Origin of the sequence: Paenibacillus kribbensis (assembly GCF_001705305.1) — a bacterium.
Classification (GTDB): Bacteria; Bacillota; Bacilli; order Paenibacillales; family Paenibacillaceae; genus Paenibacillus; species Paenibacillus kribbensis_B.
In genome coordinates this window covers 105,278-125,771 of the sequence record NZ_MCBP01000014.1, presented here as the reverse complement: position 1 = coordinate 125,771, position 20,494 = coordinate 105,278, and the positions used below count along the sequence as shown (strand labels likewise).

Here is a 20,494-nt window from a genome sequence, read left to right as displayed (position 1 = left end):
ACAGTGAGTATACATGCAGTGCTTTCGTCTTCATGGAGTCTTTGGCAGGCTGGCGACATGTCATGGTCCGCTAACAGCGAACGCGTATCGACTATACATAGCAAGTTCGCGATTTGTTGGACGTTTATTATCCAAAAATGTAAAAAAGCAAGCCGGTGATGGACAACTCAAACACGTATTCAATTGCGTTGCGTTATCGGACCTTCGATTCCCAAGCCGCCTGGTGTTTGGCAAAACGATTGGAAATCCAATGCAATCTCAAGCTTGGCCTGCTTGTCGATGGCATCGTAGCAGATGTCAGCCTTTTTAATTTCCTTGTTTGTAGTACACTGAATATACAAGATCAGATCAGCTTGAAAAGAATGGGAGGATGTAAGGTGAATCAGGAAATTAAGGTATTGGCTATATCGGGGAGTCTCCGTCAAAAGTCTTCCAATACAGCTCTAATGAAGGCTACTATTGGGCTAGCGCCTGAACATATGATATTCACCGTCTATGACGGGCTAGGAGATCTACCCCATTTTAATCCTGACTTGGATATAGATGAGGGGCCAGCTTCCGTAAGAGAGCTACGGGAACAATTAAAACAAGTGGATGGAGTATTGATTTGTACGCCGGAATATGGGAATGGCGTACCGGGCGCTTTGAAAAATGCATTGGATTGGCTCGTATCTTCGGGTGAATTTGTAAATAAACCTACAGCAGTTATTAGTGCATCACCGTCTCCTATGGGCGGGAGTCTGGCGCATGCCTCGCTGCTGCTCACACTGCAAATGATCAATGCCGAGATTGTGGAAAACGGAAAGGTCATTATTCCGCATATTACATTGAAGCTGGATCGCGAAGGCGTAATCACAAACGCTGAGACCAGGCAAGAGCTACAAGCATTACTTCAAGGGCTTGAGCAGGCATGTCGAGGATAACTGATCACTGGAGCTTAGCTTTTAGCTACAGGTATAGGGTAAAACAAAAGCAGATCCTTCATGATTACATCATGGAGGATCTTGCCTTTTAGAGTGTACACCTGCGTATATGACGTCTGTGTATCAAATGTTAGACGGTGTCCAACAAGCCCTCATAGACCTTTAATCGGGCATACACCGTTTCAAGTATCGGATATGAGGTATTCCCGCCAGAAGCCAAGGCCAGAAGCGAGCCATACAGGTGACTTGCTTCAATCGGTAGATTTTTCTGCATGTCACGTTGCATGGATGACATCATCTCAGGACGTAAGGATTCCATCGTTTTCAGTGTATGATCTTCCATCTCTGAATGAACAGGCATTTCGGCATCGCGTACAAGTGTGACAATCTCATGCAGTAGCTTTTCATATATTATGCGCGACTCTGGCGTGGCGAGTATAGTACCGACGGAGGTACCCATCAGAGTTGTGATTCCGCTCATGCTGGCAACAAATATATACTTCTGCCAAATTTCACGCTGAATATCATGACTTTGTGTAACTGTGAAGCCTGCATGATCAAGATGGCTGCATAGCATTTGCGTACGCCCTGAAATTGCTCCATCCCATTCACCAAAAACAATGCGGTGGAACGGACTTGTCTGAACAATAGAACCTTCATGGTCTAATGTCGTTTCGATATAACAAAGTCCACCCAGCACTTTTTCGGCTCCAAAATGCTTGCGCAAAGATTCGAAATGTTGATAACCGTTAAGTAACGGAAGAATCATGGTATCTTCACTGACATAAGGCGCAAGGTCAGACTCCAATTGAGGCAAATGGTACGCTTTAACTGCGAGAATAATACAGTCAAACGGCTGAGAAGCTTCACCGTAGGTAATGGTCTGGACTGGCGTCTGAAAATCTCCGTGAGCACTTTTTATCGTCAGGCCGCACTGTACCAGACTGAGCTTATTGGAAGGACGTACGAGAAAGGTTACGTCTTCTCCTTTTTGAATCAGGCGTCCTCCAAAGTAGCCTCCGACGGCTCCTGCACCTACCACTAGAAATCGCATGATATGGTTCCCACCTTTAGCTGTGTGTTGTCGTATAGACGATCTACTACGTTCTTATTTGCCTTGAACACATGCTCTTGGCCGGGAGAGAAACGTTCTTTCACTTCCTTGGCATATCGCCCGATGGCGCCGCAGATCAGATTGGCTACACGAGCAGAAGGATAGTCATATGCCGTAATCATGCTTATCGGTATACCTTTTTGTTTCATTTTCTTCAGTTGCAAAATATTAAGTGCTTTGGGGGTTATCATGGTTACATTCCAATCCTTCCTTACCTTGATTTAGGAAAATAAAAAACCTTCCAGCATGTTGCTGAAAAGGTCCGAAAGGCAAAGAAAGAGTCAATTTGCGACCGTTCTTTTGTCTCGGTCCTTTCGGATCAGAGCAAAATCCAACGAGTTCACCTCCATAGGTTCACACTTATACAAATGAATTACACTTACCAGAGTACCATTCGAATATATCGATACAGCCTCTCACGGAAGTATAACAGAAAATAAGGTTTCTACATAATTCGAGTCCAGCGCATCAGGAGCGCATGAAGGTGATATAATAGGGCACAAATAGGTTCATAGAGCGATAACTGGAGCAGAGGAGAGAAGGCTAATGTATGAACAAATTGTAACGTATGGTCTGAGCAAAAAAGAGGCTGTCAAGGATTACCCTTTTGGTCCCGAGGCGCTGGTGCTGAAGGTAGGGGGCAAGATGTTTGCCCTTCTGTCTCAAACGAAAGGTACTACTCAGGTTTCTCTAAAATGTGATCCGGTCATTGCAGAAAACCTGCGTGAGCAAAACAAAGCGATTAAACCGGGATATCATCTGAATAAAAAGCATTGGAACACAATAACGGTCGATCCTACTTTCCCATTGGAGGATTTGTATAGCATGATCGACCATTCGTATGAGCTGGTGTTCAAAAGTTTGACCAAAGCGCAGCGTGAAGCCATTACGATGAGAATACGGGCAACTGAATCGTGACAGGTGCGCTTGACGATGATTACCACCACGGTCACCGCTACAGGGTTAAGTACATATACTTACTAAAATTTTTATAGTTTTGCTTGACAGAAAACAACTAAAGATATATTCTTGATTTAAAGATAATTCATTTGAAAATAATATCAAGGAGTGGAACTGAACATGAGCGAACTGGTGAAGACTATTCAAGAGAGAAGATCAGCTTCTAAATTTATTCCTGATGTTACAATAGATCAAAAAGAACTGGAAGAGATATTTCAGCTGGTGAAGTTTGCTCCATCGGCTTTTAATTTACAGCATACACACTATATCGTGGTACAGGATGCGGATATGAAGCAAAGACTGCATGACGAGGCAAGTAAACAGTATAAAATATTAACGTCTTCGGCCACTATCGTGGTGCTGGGGGATACAGAGGCTTATACAAAAGTAGCTGAATATAATGAAGGTTTTCTGAATCTGGGCGTGTTGAGCAAGCAGGAATATGACAGCACGGTGGAATCGGTGACCCAGTTTTATCGTGAGCGGGGACCTGTCTTCCAAAGAGAAGAAGCGATACGCAATGCCAGCCTGTCGGCCATGCAGTTCATGCTGATTGCCAAGGACAAAGGCTGGGATACTTGCCCGATGATCGGCTTTGATCCCGTGAAGGTGCAGGACATATTGAATATCCCAGAAAATTTTGTGCCGGTAATGATGATTACTATGGGTAAAGAGGATGAATCCGGTCAACGGCCACGTGGATACCGCAAGCCAATTGGACAATTTGTGAGCTACAACGGTTTTTGAAATAGATGAATTATGAGCCCATTGAGGAGGGATGAAGATGTCATTAAAGACTGCCGGAATTCACCATATCACGTCCTTTGCAGGAGACCCGCAGGGCAATGTTGATTTTTACGCAGGTGTGCTGGGTTTGCGATTGATTAAAAAGACGATCAACTTTGATGCTCCAGAAGTGTATCATCTATATTTTGGGAATGAACAAGGCAGCCCCGGAACGATTGTTACCTTTTTTCCAGCTCCGGATACACGCAGGGGCCAGATCGGGGGCGGACAGGTCGGGATTACGACGTATGTTGTGCCGCCCGGTGCTTTGGAATACTGGGAAAATCGTTTGCACAGCTTGAAGGTGTCTTTCACGAAGGCCACTCGTTTTGGTGAGTCATTCATCCAGTTCCGAGACAATGAGGGCTTGCATCTGGAGCTGGTGGAGCGGGAAGAAGGTCCGGCGAACACGTGGACAGCAGGCGGCGTGCCTGCGGATAAAGCGATCAAAGGCTTTGGCGGTGCCGTGCTGTTCAGTACGGATTCCAAGCATACGCAAGGTGTGCTGGAGAACGTTCTGGGCATGGTTCCCGTCGGAGAAGACACAGACGCAGGCTGCATCCGCTATCAGACGACAGGGGATTTGGGCAACCTGATCGACCTTCCGATCAAAAATGTACCGCCCGGAAGCGGCGGTGCAGGTACGGTTCACCATATTGCCTGGCGTGCACAAGACGATACGGAGCATCAGGTGTGGAACGATTGGGTTCGCCAGCATGACCTTGGGACGAGCGGCATTATTGATCGCCAATATTTTAACGCAGTATATTTTCGTGAACAAGGCGGTATTCTGTTCGAGATCGCGACCGATCCGCCCGGCTTTACCGTCGATGAGGAATTGAATGAATTGGGTCACAAGCTGATGCTGCCTGAGTGGTATGAGCCTCAGCGTTCCCTGATTGAGTCTAATCTGGTTCCCATTGAACCTAGAGTGATCAAACAGGATTAAATCTTTGGGACAGGATCATCACGACATGAGCAAACAGGTCCAATGGCGGGTAACTTCTACCGTTCATTGGACCTGTTTGCATGTGAAATGGTACTCCTATATGACACTTCTTAGATCATAAGCAGCTCGCGAATTTCCAATTCGGTCAGTGCCGAAAGGCTTTCTTGTCCCGGCTGGATGATCTGGTCGATCAGGTGTTTCTTTTTCTGCTGCAGCTCATACATTTTGTCCTCCACCGTGCCCTGGGCAACGAGGCGAATCACCTGTACGACTTTTTTCTGGCCCATTCGGTGTGCGCGGTTGGCAGCCTGCTCCTCCACCGCGGGATTCCACCACAGGTCATACAAAATGACCGTATCTGCTCCGGTGAGATTCAGGCCAGTTCCTCCTGCCTTTAGGGAAATCAGGAACAGGTCGCGTTCCCCTTCATTAAAGCGACTGCACAGCTCCACACGCTCCGAAGCTGGTGTCTGTCCATCCAGATAGAAGTAAGGGACCCCTTCCCGGGCAAGCTCACGTCTGATCATTTGCAGCATCGTTGTGAACTGTGAAAAAATGAGCATCCGTTTCCCGGAGCTGAGGCATTCTGCGATGATTTCCAGCAGCTGTTCGTATTTGGCTGAGCTTCCAGTGTACCCGTCGACGAACAGGCCCGGATGACAGCAGAGCTGGCGAAGTCGGGTCAGACCTGCAAGGATTTTGATCCGGTTTTTCTGAAAGCCTTCCTCGTTCAGATGCTTCAACGTTTCATGCTGTAGCTCGGCCAGATAAGCCATGTACAGCTTTTTCTGCTCCGGCAGGAGCCGTGATACCTGAACGGATTCAATTTTTTCGGGCAGCTCCTGGAGGACATCGCTCTTGAGACGGCGCAGCAGAAACGGACGCACCCGCTTGGCAATCGCATTGCGAGTCAGGTTATGAAACGCTCTTTTTCCGCCGGGAAATAGCTCAGGAAATACAACATCGAAGATAGACCACAGCTCTTCCAGTGTATTTTCTATTGGCGTTCCTGTCAGGGCAAAACGGTAACGGGCCTTTACATCTTTAACGGCCTGCGCTGTCTGGGTGGCATGGTTCTTGAACGCCTGCGCTTCATCCAGAATGAGCGTGTGAAACGATGGCTTGCTGTACATCTCCGCATCCCGGCGCAGCAGAGGATACGAGGTAATGATAACGTCATAGCTGGCGGCATCCCGTATCATCCGGCCGCGCTCTTCCGGGGTACCATCTGCGATCGTGACGCGGATATGCGGAGCAAATTTCTCCAGCTCATTTCGCCAATTGTACACCAGTGATGCAGGGGATACGATCATGGCTGGTAGCTGCTGGCTGCGGATTTCCGGCAGGACAGAGACAAGGAAGGCGATGCTTTGCAGCGTTTTGCCCAGCCCCATATCATCTGCCAATATGCCCCCAAAACGATAATGCGCCAATGTCTTGAGCCATTGAAAGCCATAAACCTGATAATCTCTCAGGATGGGAGCGAGCGTGTCTGGTACTGGAAAGTCGAGATGGTCAGGATTCCGTATATTTTCCAGCAGCTGACGAAAGGCTTTGCCCAAAGTCAGATTTTTCCCCTGATCGTGGGGATCAATTAAGTACAGCCCTTGCGTGACGGGAATGCGAATTTGCGCCGCATCCAAATCGCTTTTGCGGATACCCGTTTCGTTCATGAATCGGATGAGCTCCTTGTATTCCTCTGTTTCCAGCGGCAGCAGGGCACCGTTCGGCAAACGGTGGTATCTTTTCTTCTCATTTAACGATTTGAGCAGCTTGCGAATTTCAGATTCGGGTATACCGTCAATATCAAATTTAAATTCCAGCAAATCCGTGTGTTCATCCCACTCCACCCGTGTCCTCGGGACGGGCAGCGTATTGTTGATCTTCGCTTTGACCGCACCTGTGGCATAGATTGCAAGCAGTTTCTCCAGTTGTGGTACGGTATGGTACAGAAAATCAAATTCCGCATCTTCATCTTCCATAACATATCCGCTGTCTGTTTTGGCGAAGGAGCTATGGTCCATCAGTTCCAAAATCCGCTGCTCCTGTTCCCCGTCCCGAATCAGAATACGGCTGTTGCCAGGCACCTGCTTATCTGTTTCCAGCGGGTTGATCACGATATCCCCATATTGGAATTCCAGTGCAGCCAGCAGCTTGTCCCTTACCCGATCCAGATATAGCTTCGCCTTTAGTGGCTGTTGTGTGACCCGTTCAGAGACAGACCGGCTCATATGGACCCGTCCGAGCTTCATCAGCCCAGGCACAACCTTGTCCATAAAAGACTCCATCTGTGTCAGCGCAATCTGGATCTTCCGCCTGTGGTGGACCTCTACCATCCGTTTTAGCTCGGATAAATGCCGCAGCGGGTCCGCCTTCTGGGGTACAAGCTTGCCCTCGGCAATGACGACACCATAGTCCTCCATGATGGTCAAATCATCGAGTCCCTGAATACTTAGCTGGTAGCCCTCGGTTTCGCCCTCGGCTTCATCGAATTCAAATTGCAGCGGAAGCATGAGGTCCGACTGGGGGATGCCCTCGCTCATATTTCCGTGAATTTCAAAATGGACGCCCTGTGCTGCTGTCAGCAAGGGGAATAGCTTCTCCCAAGCCGCAGGGGGGATCAGCAGCATTCGTTCGCCACTCATATGACTGCTTGGGGACGCATACGTACCTGAAGTTTCCCGAATCATGCGCTCATTGCGGCAAACCTGCACCAACTGCTGGAGAATGGCGTCATGCTCAAGCCGGAAGCGGTGCAGCTGAGGCTCGTAAGAGAAGTTTTTCGTGAACCTGTAGCTATCTCCATGGTCAATACTATCAAGAAACGGGCGGATTTTCTGAACGATATATAATCGTTTGGGCCCTGATTTTATCTCCACGCCAAACATATATTTCTGGTAGCCATAGGCGAAAGGCCGGATAATAAACTGAAAATCCAACACCTCACGAGTATCCAGCAGGGTCGGCGTACTGCGAATCGGCTTCTTGCTGCTGAACAGCTTTAACATACTGTCGGTCAGCTGGAGATCCCCTGGTGTGATGCCAGAGGAGCGTACGGTTTTGGCCGTGTGATCATCATCCATTCCTCCCGCTGTATCCGGGGAAGTACCGGGATGAAGTCTGGAAGCAAAGGAGCGTACAGACAGACTTTTGCCTCGCAGCATATCATGTGCGTTAATGAGAACAGCAGCGATGTGTTTACAATACCTTCCAGTCGTCTGAAATATTCTGCAGGTGCATTCCGCACGGATACTGCCATTGGGACGGATCATCACGGCAACGGCATAAAATCCGCTTCCTTTGACTGTAGCTTCGTACACACCTGCATCATGGTCTATTTGTGTAAAGGCCACTCTTTTGGCCCGGTAATAGTCGTCCCCGTCGTCATAGGCGGCTTGACTGCATAGCTGTCTGATGACCCGCCGGGTAAGTTCAAAGCTCATGGTTCGTGATCCTTTCCTGGTTGTTCCGTTTTCTTACATGATAACAGAACAGACGGGAGGTTGGACATATAGGACGTCGCCTTATGAGTCTTCAGGACAAATCCTAATTCATATATCTGCGGATTAAGGAGGCTTTTACAAGCTGCACATAGCAGGATACAATGGAAGTGTTAGAGAAAGGAGACGGATACTTTTGCCAAAAGAAGACCAAAAAACGGATTCCAAGTCCGGCTCATCCAAATGGTATCTTGGCAGTGCGGCAGCGTTGCTTCTTTTGAAGGGCAAGTCGTTACTTGCGCTTTTGAAATTCAGTAAATTTGGCGGTGCGCTGTTCTCTATGGCAGTGACGATTGGTGCATATGCGGTCATTTACCCGTGGGGATTCGCGGTCGGGCTCGTGCTGCTATTGTTTGTGCATGAGCTGGGGCATGTATGGGCTGCCAAGCGCAAGGGACTTCCGGTGTCGACACCGTTATTTATCCCCTTTCTCGGTGCGCTGATCACGATGAAACGCCATCCTTTGGATGCCCAGACAGAGGCTTATGTGGCCATGGGCGGCCCGTTACTGGGTACGGTTGGAGCTATGGCGGTATACGCAGGAGCCTATGCAACGGACAGTCCGCTGCTATATGCGCTCTCGTATGTCGGATTTTTCCTGAATCTGATTAATCTATTGCCGATCCACCCGCTCGACGGAGGACGGATTTCCACAGCAGTGACACGCTGGTTATGGCTGGTGGGCCTACTGGGTGGCATCGTCGTAATTATCTATTTGAAATCCTTTTTATTTTTCTTTATATGGGCGCTCTTCGCCTATGATTTATACAAAAAATATGTTAAACGCAATAAAGGAGAAGCCAAGGTTCTATTATTTACGCAAAAGCCGTTGATTGATGTACAGCATCTGTACGAGCAGGGATATCCGCTGCCGGGACCGGAGCATACGCGCAGATTATCCTTTAATACCTTTTCGGATCTGGAAGGACAGCAATATGTGACGGTGTATATGGAAAGTCTGGACGTGGAGCAGACGTTCATGCTGCCACAGCAGTGCCTTGTCCAACAAGCAATGCTGAATGGTGTAGAGCATATATCAACGCCAGATGCGTACCAGCTCAGATTGCTGTGCGAGATCAGCTACATTCCCTATGAAAATGACAAATATTACGAAGTACCTGCATCCTCACGCTGGAAATTCGGCATCGGTTATTTGGGCTTGGCCTTATTCCTGATGGGGATGATGTATGTGGTGCACCAGCATATAGGGGATATTAGGCTGAGATAATGAGATGTAAAAAGACGCGGAATCTGATATTTTCAGACCGCGCCTTTTTTTGTTTTTTGGAGAAGGGACCCTAATGCTCAGCAGTAATGGGCTTTAACGATTGGCGGTATTTAAGCGGACTGGTGCCCGTCCAGCGCTTGAACTGTCTGCTGAAATGAGCCAGACTGGAGTATCCGAGCAGCGAAGCTACCTTGTTCAGCGGCAGATTGGGCTGCTGGATCAGCACTTTGGCCTCATGCAGCTTGGTCTCTGACAGGTAGTGCCGCGGCGAATAGCCGTATACCTTGCGGAATACCTCCTGTGCATAGCCGGGACTGATCCCGAGGGAGGCTGCCACGTCTTCAATCCGGAATGCCTGCTCGCCAGATTTATCATCCCGGTAGGGTTTAAATCTGGATTGGATAGCTTCCATAATGGCTTTGGCATACTGAACGGATGAAGGCGCAATTCTAGGCTCCAATCCTGTAGAAATCATTTGCGAGAATATCCCGAACAACTCGAACAAAGCAATCTGCATGCGAAAACGGTCTGCTGTCGTATATTCTCCACTCTCCCGCACCATGCCAATCCAGCTATGGACAACCTTTTGCAGCTTGGTATTGGTTTCAGTACCCGCCGGAAAAAAGAGCTGATTGCTCTTGACCATCTCTTGACGGAACAAGGGATCATCCACATTAAAATGAGTGCTAAAATAATACATTCCATCAGGGGAAACACACTGACTCACATGTTTGAATCCCGGCGGAATAATTAAAATATCACCCTCCCCAACCGAATATACGTTATTCTCCATAATCGTTTCCTGACGACCTTCTAAAATGAGTGCAATTTCAAAACCGATATGAGACTCCTCCGGCATGCGCCAATCCGCTTTGACCCGGTGAATATGAGCGCCGAAAAACTTCACATTCCAGTCAATAATGGGCAACCATTGGCAATCATTAAATAGGGCTGGATCAAATTCAGCATTTATTATCATAAGATCACCTTCGATTAGGGCAAATTTTACACCGCTTAGACAATCTCATTGTACCTAACATTTGACTATAATAAAAGAGCGTTTACAAACGCTCTGCTATAGGCTTTTACATAAAAAGAAAGCGCTTATATGCAGAAGAATTGAAAGCGATGCCATACTGTATTCAGGAGGAGCTATGGAAACAACAACGAAAGAACGTGTGTCCTATTACGTTTATTTTTTGGGAAGCAACGCAATTCTCTGTCTGGTCGCCTCTTTTGCGATGCTATTTTATACGGATTATGTTGGCATTTCTGTTTCGATTATCGGTACTTTGTTCGTACTGGCCCGCATATGGGATGCGCTTAGTGCTCCAATCTTCGGCGTGATCATTGACCGGGCCCAGCTCAAAGGCGGTTTGTTCAAGCCGTGGACGAATCTGGCCTCTATCATTTTGCCCATACTTACGGTATTGGTGTTTCTCGTTCCCAGCGATGCTTCGCTGACCGTCAAGGTCATTTATATCGCCGCCACATACCTGGTATGGGAAATGTGCTACACCATCAGTGATGCGCCCGGCTTTGGTCTGGCTACACTGATGACGAAAAACACGCACGAACGCGATCTGCTGATGTCCAGAGGCCGGACAATGGTGTTCTTGGCTTTTATGATCATTTCCTCGTCTGCGGTAGCTGTGGCCAATCAGATATCCTGGCCGATTTTGGCGGTTATCGTTGCCACGGCGGGCTTGGTACTCATGAATTTTACCCGCTTTAATGTCAAAGAGCGTTATTCCAACAAGGGAGAGAAGGTTACGCTCAAGCAAATTATGACGTATCCCATGCAAAACAAGCAGCTTTTATTCTACCTGATGTCGTTTATGACATTGTCCATGACCAATCTGCAAGGGATTGTCGTCAGCTACTTTGCCTTATACAACTTGAAAAATCCTATTTATATTTCAATACTGATGTTCATTTCCTTGGGTGTACAGCTGCTAACAGCGTTAATTTTGCCACCGATTATTAAAAGATTCGGTAAATGGAAGGTAAATGTATTCAGCTTGATTGGATTGTTTGCCACGGGTTTGTCCTTGTTTGCCATCGGGTACAGCAATCCCATCGTCGTATGTGTATTCGCGGTTCTGTTCGGCCTGTTCAGTTCCGCACCGCAGCTCATGGTGCCGATGTTTACTGCCGATTGCGTCGAATATGGGGCGTTCCAAAAAGGTGTACGTGCCAGCGGAACTGCTTTTGCCACCCAAACGTTTGCAGGAAAGCTGGGAGGAGCGGCAGCCAGTGGAATCGTCGCTTATGCACTTGCCTTTGCAGGCTATATCCCGAATGTACCGCAGACCGGACAGGTTCTCACATGGATATTCGCGCTCTATGCGGTGGTACCTGGTGTAGGGGCCTTAATTACGGCAGGACTGTTCGCGTGGCTGTACAAGATTAGAGAAAAAGACGTAGAGGGCTGGCTGGCGATTGCGAAAAAAAATCAGCAGCAAGCGGATTCTGCGGAGCAGGGCGTTACCGATAAGAAACTGGCTGTCCCGTCCCTGAAGAAGCGGCATAACAGCCATGGCATTTGAAACAAATGATTATAAGTTGAACACGAAAAAGTCCCATGGAAAACGGAGTAGGCGGAATGGTGCTACCATGATGTATTCATTCAGGAAATCTGGGGGCAACAGCGATGGGAAGCACCATCCGACTGCGCAGTGGCGCATCATGTACATTTCCAGTTCGGCTTATATAGTATGACACTTTACCATGAATCAATAGGAGGACGACTACATGAAAAAGCTGCTGTACGGTGTTGCCTATTATGATGAGTACATGCCTTATGACCGGTTGGACCAGGATATTCAAATGATGAAGGATGCGGGCATCAACGTGGTGCGGATTGCCGAATCCACCTGGAGCACGCATGAACCGCAAAACGGAGTATTTGATTTCACCTCTGTGGATCGAGTGCTGGACGCCATGCATAAGGCGGGCATTGAGGTCATTGTAGGCACCCCTACCTATGCCGTACCGACATGGCTGGTCAAGGAGCATCCCGATGTTTTGGCGACAACCCCTCAAGGTCCGGGTAAATACGGAGCTCGCCAGATTATGGACATTACAAACCCGGTTTACCTGTTCCACGCCGAGCGCATCATTCGCAAGCTGATTGGACGGGTGAGTCAGCATCCGGCGGTCATCGGCTTTCAGACGGATAACGAGACGAAGCATTACAACACATGTGGGCCGAATGTGCAATTGCAATTTGTAAAATATTTGCGGGAGCGATTTGAATCACTGGAGGAGCTGAACCACAAATTTGGTCTCGATTACTGGAGCAATCGTATCAATAGCTGGGAGGATTTCCCTTCCGTCGTTGGAACGATTAATGGAAGCTTGGGAGCAGCCTTCTCCCAATTCCAGCGCAAGCTGGTGACGGACTTTCTGGCGTGGCAGGTCGAGCTTGTGAATGAATATAAGCGAGAAGACCAATTTGTTACGCAAAACTTTGATTTTGAGTGGAGAGGTCATTCCTTTGGCATTCAGCCGGATGTGGACCATTTTGCGGCATCCCAGGCATTGGATGTGACTGGCGTAGACATTTACCATCCATCACAGGATGATCTGACCGGCATTGAAATTTCCTTTGGTGGCGATGTGGCGCGTTCGACGAAAAATAACAACTATCTCGTGCTGGAAACGGAAGCGCAGGCTTTTACTCACTGGGTTCCCTATCCGGGGCAATTGAGACTGCAGGCGTTCAGCCATCTGGCTTCCGGGGCCAATATGGTGGCTTACTGGCACTGGCATTCCATCCATAATTCCTTTGAAACGTACTGGAAGGGTCTGCTGAGCCATGATTTTGAGCCGAATCCTGTGTATGAGGAAGCACAGACCATTGGGAAGGATTTTGCGAGATTGTCTCCGCATCTGGTCAACCTGAAAAAGACAAACAAAACAGCCATCCTGGTCAGCAACGAAGCGTTGACATCGATTAACTGGTTCAAGTTTAATATGAACAGTCCACTGAATTACAATGACATTGTACGCCGCTTGTATGATGAGCTGTACAAGCTGAATATCGGGACGGATATCGTTCATCCGGGGACGGAATCGTTTGACGATTATGATCTCTTGATCGTACCGGCACTATACTCCGCGCCGAATGCGCTGCTGGAGAAGCTGAATCGGTATGTGGAAAATGGCGGTCATGTGGTCTACACGTCCCGCAGCGGATTTACCGATGAGCATGTGCAGGTGAGAACTTCCCGGCAGCCGGGCGTGATCAGTGAAGCCTGCGGCATTCACTACAGCTTGTTCGTGGAGCCAAAGAACGTGACGCTCAAGGATAATCCTTTTAAAGTGGCAGCAGAGGACAATCAGGTAGATACGTGGATGGAGCTGATTACTCCGACGACTGCCGAGGTGTTGGCGTATTACGATCACCCGCATTGGGGAAAATATGCGGCGATTACGCAAAACCGCTATGGTCAGGGGACGGCGACTTACATCGGTTGTATCGTCAGCTCGGCGGTCATTCGCGAATTATTCCGCTCTGTAGCAGGGCAGGCAGGAGTGTGGGGAGTGGATCAGGAAGCGTCATTCCCGATTATTGTTAAATCCGGAACGAATGATTTGGGACGGACGATCCGGTATTATTTTAACTATTCCGAACAAGCGGGCTCGGTGGTGTACCCGCATGGAGACGGCAAGGAACTGATCGGGGAGCAGGCGATTACTCAAGGACAAACGCTTCAATTGGAGCCGTGGAGTGTTATAATTATCGAAGAAGCGTAAATGCTGTATAATGAGCTGAATTTGACATATGAATGAAATTATATATGTGTCCTGCCGGGAAATCCCCGGTAAATGAGCGCCCCTGCGAATAGCGGGGCGTTTTCGCATATGGCAGAACAAGAGGAGTGCATCGCTATGCCAACCCGAGTAGTCCGCTGGTTTCGGGCGCTGACGGCCCCGTATCGACGCAGCATTCAGCTCAAGCTCATTTTAACGATGATTGTTCTATCGGTGCTGCCGGTTATTGCCGTCACGGTGCTGGCTGCGGAAAAAAGCAGAGCGTCGATGGAAACGGAAGTGGTAGAGACGAACATGTCCAATATGAAATGGACGGGAATCTATATCAGTGACCAGTTAGACCGCCTGAACCAGCTGATTTACAGCATTCAGATCAGCCCTGATCTGAGTGATTATTTGAATGAGCGTGAGCCGGGCAATCTTTCAAGCCAATTTAATGCCCAGCGTAAAATGCTGAATACGTTAGCGAATGTGTATTATTCGGCCGGAAGCCATGTGATCGGTATTCAGCTTTATTTGAAGCAATCGCAAAGCCTGTTTACCTTCAACGGGATGCAAAATGATATTACGACGGTGAACGGTATTCCTCCGCAATATGCCGAGATGTGGCAGGCGAATAAGGATTATTTGATTCGCACGAGCCCGACCGATTCGGAGCGCTTTACACTAATACGCAGTATTCGGCGATTTGAGGATCAGAAGCAGACAGGAGCTATTTCACTGGATGTCCTGTGGTCGCAATTCGATCAGACGCTGGGCTTGCTGGGACGAGGAGATCAGCATCAGGTGCTTATTACAGATACGGACGGCAGGATCATGTATCCGGCGCAGGCCCGCCAGTCGCCTCCTCCTGCGGATGTATTGACGGCTCTTCGCGACGTTAGGCCAGGTCCCGGTATGATTCAAACTGCCGAGCATTATGTGTTCTATAATGACCTGGATGTGGTTGGGCTGAGGCTGGTCAAAATCATACCTACTTCCTCCATTAACCACACCGCCTTTTCAACGATGCTGTATGGTATTATCGTAGGTGTCATTTCTATTCTTGTTTCCATCTGTATAGCTGTTTTCATCGCATGGCGGACCGCACGTCCAATTGTTCATTTGGCGCGTTCCGTACAGGAGCTGGACATGATCAAGGGGCCGGCTGGAAAGCCGAGTACACGCCCGGATGAGATTGGGCTGCTGGAAAGAAGTCTGCATGGCATGGCAGGACGAATCCGTGAGCATATCCAGACGGAATACAGTATGAATTTGCAAAAAAAGACGGCTGAATTGAAAGCGCTCCAGGCGCAGATTCATCCTCATTTTCTGCAAAACACACTGCAAATGATCGGAAGCATGGTATTTTCCCAAAAGGCGGAGGATACCTATGAAGTGATCCGGTCGCTGAGCGAGATGTTTCGCTATGTGGTACGGGAACCCCAGGATATGGCCTCTTTACGCGCGGAGCTCGACCATGCGGGACACTATATGCGCATCCAGCAGCGGCGGTTTCCGCAGAGATTGGTGTTTCAGGTGGAGACGGATGAACGGGCGATGGATATTCGTCTGCCCAAGCTGTCGCTGCAGCCATTGCTGGAAAACGCGTTTCAGCACGGTCTGGATCGCAAAGCGGGGACATGGCGAATGAAAATCCGCGTGGAGATTATGAAAGAAGACGTGTGGATCACGGTTTGCGATAATGGTAACGGCATGGCCCCGGATAAGCTGGAAAAAGTACGGGCCAAGCTGGAAAATGCTTCGGAGGAACCGATCTGGGCGCAGGGCAGTCATATCGGCTTAAGCAATGTAGCTTCACGCTTACGAATGAATTTTGGAGTGAATTACGGGGTGACCATAGACAGTGAGCAGGGCGTCGGTACACGTGTCACGATCCGGATTCCATTCACCTCAGCAGAGGAGGGGGACATATGATCAGGGTATTAATTGTCGATGATGAGCCATGGAACCGCGAGATTGTGAAGACATTTGGCGCATGGGAAAAGCTCGGCATTTCGGTGGTAGGTGAGGCTGAGGACGGAGACGCAGCGTTCAGGCTGGTCAGAGACTTAACCCCGCATATTGTGATCACTGACATGCGTATGCCGGGTGCGGATGGAGTAGAGCTGCTGCAAGCCTTACATCATCATTTTCCTGATGTAAAAATTATTGTCGTGAGCGGCTATGATGACTTTGCGTATGCCAAACATGCCATCCGCTATAAGGCTGTCGATTATTTGCTCAAGCCTATTAACCCCACCGAGCTGAATGCGGTGCTGCTCAAATGCAAAAACGATCTGGAGACCAGGGCGGCAGAGCGGCAGCAGACAGCGGTAGAGCTGGATTATGAGTTTTTTCACAAGCTGACCCGGTATAAGCAACTGCTACGCCTTTATTTTAATGAGCTGAATCAGGACGGCGTGAACATGACATGCAGGCAGGTCATGCAGGAGTTGGAGCGCCTCGGAGTGCCAAGTCCACCTATGCTGGGCCGGCTGGTGCAAGAGCTGCTTTCCCTGCTAAAAGAGCTGGCAGCAGACAACGGACTGGATACCCCGACAGCGAAAGCTGGATTTCCGTTGTCACAGGATATGCTATCCTCTATAGAACATGCGCTGGAATTCGTATCGGCGTGCTATAGTCAGGAGCTGAATCAGCTTATTCGACAGCGAAAATACAAAAACAAGCTGAATCTGGAGGAGGTACGGCGCTATATGGATCGTCACTTTGCCGAACCGATTACACTGGAGCAGCTGGCAAAAAACTTTTTTGTGAGCAAAGAGTATATGAGCAAGGTATTCAAGCAGGAGTATGGTCAAAATGTAACGGACTATATTGTAGAGCGGAGAATGGAAAAGGCGCGGGAATGGCTGGCAGATAAACAAATTTCAATTAAAGCGGTGGCGGAGATGGCGGGGTATGAGGATGTGTCCTATTTTTATCGGGTGTTTAAAAAGCATTTTGGCATGGCGCCCGGAGAGATGAGGAAGGAAGTTTAAAAAAATCCAACTTAACAGGCTAATGGTGTCCAATGGCAGAAGTGACCTCCCATCCTATAATGAAAGCGTATACAAAACGAGCAGCACAAAGGATTTGGCCTCTATGAAGCTCACCTAGAGCATGAATGGAGGTTGAAGCCTGACAGCATAGCTGCTTGGAATAACAAGTGATTAGCCAGTAGATAGCCGTTATTTTCAACTTAGGGGAGGTCATTTTACATGAAATTATGGAAAGGCGTATTGAGCACGATGCTGGTTGGCACGTTGTTGGCCGGGTGTGGAGCGAATTCTTCAGGCAGTGACAGCGGCAGTTCCGGTGGAGACGGCAAGACCGTGAACCTCAAAATGTTTATCGCCCAGCCCCGCTTGAAGGAGCACTACGATAAGTACATTAACGCGTTCGTAGCGAAGGAAAAGAAAGATAAAAATATCGACGTTACGGTGCAACTGGAGATGCCGCCTGCCGACAATGCCGCACAAATTTTGAAGACGAGACTTGCATCCAACGATGCGCCAGATGTGTTCGCGCTGCATGCGGTGAATGAAATTCCTCCGTTTTATAAAGCGGGTTATTTGGAGGACTTGTCCGGTCAGCCGTTTGTCAGCAAATTAATGGATAGTGTGAAGCCTTCGGTGACGACCAAAGACGGTAAAGTCGTAGCGGTTCCTTTGGAAACGATTTCATGGGGCTATCTGTACAATAAAAAGATATTTAAGGATTTGGGGCTGAAGCCACCGGGAACGTTGACCGAAATGAAGGCTGTGGTCGAAAAGCTGAAAGCGAACAATGTGAAGCCGTTCCTGTTGTCCTACAAGGAATCATGGATTCCACAGCTGTTCGTGCCGCTGACAGCAGGTGCGATGATCAACACACAGAACAAGGATTTTATCGAACGGATGAATCAGGACAAAGGTTCTTTTGCTGAAATGAAAAGCATGTTCGACATTATCGATCTGGTGAACAGCAACGGCACAGACAAGGCGCTGGAAATTGGCGGGGATGACGGCTCGGCGGCCTTCGCTTCGGGCAAAGCAGCAATGTGGATTCAAGGCCCGTGGTTTGCCGAAACGATTTTGAAATCTGATCCGAATATGGAATTTGGGGTTGCAGCGTTGCCGATCAACGATGATCCGAATGCAACCTTAATCAATCTGTCGACTTCTACTTCGCTGGCTGTATCCTCCACAAGCAAAAATAAGGAGGTTGCGCTCGATTTTGTCAACTATGTGCTGGACGACAAGGATTCCAGTGCGTTCTATGAGGCATTGAAATTTAACCCGATCTCCAAGGTGCATACGTTCAAAAGCTATCCTTGGGTCAATGACGCTACCGCATACGTGAAAGCAGGCAAATCATATCAAGACCCATCTATCCCGCAATCGGTCAAGGATGAGGCAGGCAAATCGCTTCAATCCTACTACGCAGGCCAGCTCTCGCAGGATGACGTGATCAAGGCGCTGGATAAGGCATGGAAATCGTATAACAAAGTGAACAAGTAACGGCAGCCTACAGAAATACATCAGGAGGGGGGAGACTCCATGCCTTTTAAAATCTATAAAAAATATGTGATGCTGCTGGCATTTACCGCTCCGGCGCTGATCTTTTACGCCATTTTCCTGCTCATTCCGACGATCAGCGGCATGTACTACAGCTTCACAGACTGGAACGGATTGAATCCGAATTACAGCTTTCTCGGCTTGGGGAACTTTGTAGAGGCGTTGAAGGAAGACCCGGATTTTCTCAATTCGCTTTGGTTTACGCTCAAATATGTATTGGTCATGATTGTGCTGCAAAATGTACTGGCGTTGGCGCTAGCCGTGCTCATCGAGTCGCGTACGCGTTCCAAAGGATTTTTCCGAACGATATTTTTTATGCCCAATATGATTAGTACCATTATTAGTGCATTTATGTGGACGTTCGTTTTTTCCTCCGTGCTGCCGCAGATTGCCGAAAAGACAGCTATCGCCTTTTTGGGCCAATCGTGGCTGGGCGATCCGAAGGTATCCTTCTTCTCCATCATTATTGTCTCGCTTTGGAACGGTGTCGGATATATGATGATCATTTATCTGGCTGCACTTCAGGGGGTGCCGCAAAGCTTGAAGGAGGCCGCTATTATTGACGGGGCCAACGCATTTCAGACATTGCGCAGCGTGACGCTGCCGATGATTACCCATGCCATTACAATCTGTTTCTTCCTGACGCTGAACGGTGCCTTCAAGGTCTATGAGGTCGTCTATGGACTGACCGGCGGGGGGCCGGGACGCAGTACGCAGGTAATTACGATGAACATTTATGAGGAGGCGTTCTCCAACAACTTCCGTTACGGCTATGCGAGCGCCAAATCCGTTATTTTATTCGCCATCGTCCTGATCTTCACGCTGATTCAGCTGCGTGTCATGAAGAAGAAGGAGGTGGAGGCATGAGGCTGAAAAAAGCCAATTCCCTGCTGATTACGTTGCTGCTGTGCGTGGGTGCCATAGTATCCTTCTTCCCTATCTATATGGCGGTGATTAATTCCTTTAAAACGCAGGGTGAAATGTTTGCATCCTTTACGGCGCTGCCGACGAAGCTTCACTTTGAAAATTACAGTCAGGCTTTTATCCAGACCCACTTGCTGAACAGTGCTTTGAATTCCACGATCATTTCGTTTGTCGGCATTGGCGGCATCGTGATCTGCTCTGCACTGGCAGGCTACAAGCTGTCTCGTACACGGGGGAAACTGAGCGGGGCCATCTTCTTCCTGTTTGTCGCCTCGATGCTGGTTCCGTTTCACTCCATTATGATACCGCTTACACGAATGGCGAAGGATTTGTCCGTCCAAGGCAGTACGTACGGCCTGGCATTGATCTATATCGGTTTGGGTGTCAATATGGCCATCTTTTTGTATCACGGGTTCGTCAAATCCATTCCACGCGAGTTGGAAGAATCGGCACAAATGGACGGCTGCAATGAGTTCCAAACCTTCTTTCGCATTATATTTCCTTTGCTGCTGCCGATCACCGTCACGATTGCCATTTTGGATTTCCTGTGGATTTGGAACGACTTTTTACTTCCGCTGTTGATGCTGACGGATGTGAATCACTACACCCTGATTCTATCGACGAATATGCTGTTTGGTGAATACAACAAGGATTGGTCGCTCATTCTGGCTGCACTTGTATTGACCTCTATTCCAGTCATCCTGATCTATGCGTTCTTTCAGAAATTCATCATGGAGGGCATCGCGGAGGGAGCGGTTAAGGGATAAGACAAATGAGCCATATAAGTTGAACT

General features: G+C 48.5%; 15 protein-coding genes and 1 pseudogene. 12 read left to right on the top strand and 4 right to left on the bottom strand.

Features of this window, described 5'->3' with window-relative positions; all coding sequences use genetic code 11:
* Nucleotides 1–362: 362 nt before the first annotated feature.
* Nucleotides 363–923, top strand: a complete 561-nt coding sequence (locus BAZ21_RS21890; protein ID WP_068505086.1) for an NADPH-dependent FMN reductase — start codon at nt 363–365, stop codon at nt 921–923.
* Nucleotides 924–1,053: 130 nt separating this feature from the next.
* On the opposite strand, the gene BAZ21_RS21885 is transcribed toward BAZ21_RS21890, so the two are convergent.
* The gene (locus BAZ21_RS21885; protein ID WP_068505040.1) at nt 1,054–1,977 is read right to left on the bottom strand and encodes a ketopantoate reductase family protein; all 924 of its coding nucleotides are present in this window, start codon (nt 1,975–1,977) and stop codon (nt 1,054–1,056) included.
* Between the two features lie 143 nt (nt 1,978–2,120).
* A pseudogene (locus BAZ21_RS29880) lies at nt 2,121–2,228 on the bottom strand (3-methyl-2-oxobutanoate hydroxymethyltransferase); the annotation flags it as partial.
* A gap of 355 nt (nt 2,229–2,583) precedes the next feature.
* Here BAZ21_RS29880 and BAZ21_RS21875 point away from each other — a divergent pair.
* The 3 genes from BAZ21_RS21875 to BAZ21_RS21865 all read left to right on the top strand — a co-directional run bounded on the left by BAZ21_RS21875 (nt 2,584) and on the right by BAZ21_RS21865 (nt 4,732).
* Nucleotides 2,584–2,955: an MmcQ/YjbR family DNA-binding protein gene (locus BAZ21_RS21875; protein WP_068505038.1), complete on the top strand. Its 372-nt coding sequence runs from the start codon at nt 2,584–2,586 to the stop codon at nt 2,953–2,955.
* A gap of 162 nt (nt 2,956–3,117) precedes the next feature.
* Complete coding sequence (locus BAZ21_RS21870; RefSeq protein WP_068505037.1) at nt 3,118–3,744, top strand: nitroreductase family protein; 627 nt, start codon at nt 3,118–3,120, stop codon at nt 3,742–3,744.
* A 37-nt stretch (nt 3,745–3,781) separates the two neighbouring features.
* Nucleotides 3,782–4,732 (top strand): VOC family protein, encoded by a 951-nt coding sequence (locus BAZ21_RS21865; RefSeq protein ID WP_068505036.1) that lies wholly within the window; start codon nt 3,782–3,784, stop codon nt 4,730–4,732.
* A 110-nt stretch (nt 4,733–4,842) separates the two neighbouring features.
* On the opposite strand, the gene BAZ21_RS21860 is transcribed toward BAZ21_RS21865, so the two are convergent.
* Entirely contained in the window at nt 4,843–8,175 is a 3,333-nt protein-coding gene (locus BAZ21_RS21860; protein WP_068505035.1) for a DEAD/DEAH box helicase, read from the bottom strand.
* 193 nt (nt 8,176–8,368) lie between these two features.
* Between BAZ21_RS21860 and BAZ21_RS21855 the strand changes: the two genes are divergently transcribed.
* Nucleotides 8,369–9,460, top strand: a complete 1,092-nt coding sequence (locus BAZ21_RS21855; RefSeq protein ID WP_068505034.1) for a site-2 protease family protein — start codon at nt 8,369–8,371, stop codon at nt 9,458–9,460.
* A 70-nt stretch (nt 9,461–9,530) separates the two neighbouring features.
* On the opposite strand, the gene BAZ21_RS21850 is transcribed toward BAZ21_RS21855, so the two are convergent.
* Nucleotides 9,531–10,439, bottom strand: coding sequence for an AraC family transcriptional regulator (locus BAZ21_RS21850; RefSeq protein ID WP_068505033.1), 909 nt, complete (start codon nt 10,437–10,439; stop codon nt 9,531–9,533).
* A 175-nt stretch (nt 10,440–10,614) separates the two neighbouring features.
* Here BAZ21_RS21850 and BAZ21_RS21845 point away from each other — a divergent pair, with 175 nt between their 5' ends.
* The 7 genes from BAZ21_RS21845 (at nt 10,615) to BAZ21_RS21815 (ending at nt 20,468) form a co-directional block, all read left to right on the top strand.
* Nucleotides 10,615–12,009 carry an MFS transporter gene (locus tag BAZ21_RS21845; RefSeq protein ID WP_068505032.1) on the top strand — a complete coding sequence of 465 codons (1,395 nt, stop codon included), beginning with the start codon at nt 10,615–10,617 and terminating at the stop codon, nt 12,007–12,009.
* A 205-nt stretch (nt 12,010–12,214) separates the two neighbouring features.
* Nucleotides 12,215–14,221, top strand: coding sequence for a beta-galactosidase (locus tag BAZ21_RS21840; RefSeq protein ID WP_068505031.1), 2,007 nt, complete (start codon nt 12,215–12,217; stop codon nt 14,219–14,221).
* A 135-nt stretch (nt 14,222–14,356) separates the two neighbouring features.
* A complete protein-coding gene (locus BAZ21_RS21835; protein WP_068505030.1) occupies nt 14,357–16,156 on the top strand; it encodes a sensor histidine kinase in 1,800 nt (599 codons plus the stop codon).
* Complete coding sequence (locus tag BAZ21_RS21830) at nt 16,153–17,220, top strand: response regulator transcription factor (protein ID WP_068505029.1); 1,068 nt, start codon at nt 16,153–16,155, stop codon at nt 17,218–17,220. The genes BAZ21_RS21835 and BAZ21_RS21830 overlap by 4 nt, the downstream gene beginning before the upstream one ends.
* A gap of 219 nt (nt 17,221–17,439) precedes the next feature.
* Entirely contained in the window at nt 17,440–18,720 is a 1,281-nt protein-coding gene (locus tag BAZ21_RS21825; RefSeq protein ID WP_068505028.1) for an ABC transporter substrate-binding protein, read from the top strand.
* A gap of 39 nt (nt 18,721–18,759) precedes the next feature.
* The gene (locus tag BAZ21_RS21820; RefSeq protein WP_068505027.1) at nt 18,760–19,644 is read left to right on the top strand and encodes a carbohydrate ABC transporter permease; all 885 of its coding nucleotides are present in this window, start codon (nt 18,760–18,762) and stop codon (nt 19,642–19,644) included.
* Nucleotides 19,641–20,468: a carbohydrate ABC transporter permease gene (locus BAZ21_RS21815; RefSeq protein ID WP_068505026.1), complete on the top strand. Its 828-nt coding sequence runs from the start codon at nt 19,641–19,643 to the stop codon at nt 20,466–20,468. Before BAZ21_RS21820 ends, BAZ21_RS21815 begins: the two co-directional genes overlap by 4 nt.
* The last annotated feature ends 26 nt before the right edge of the window (nt 20,469–20,494 follow it).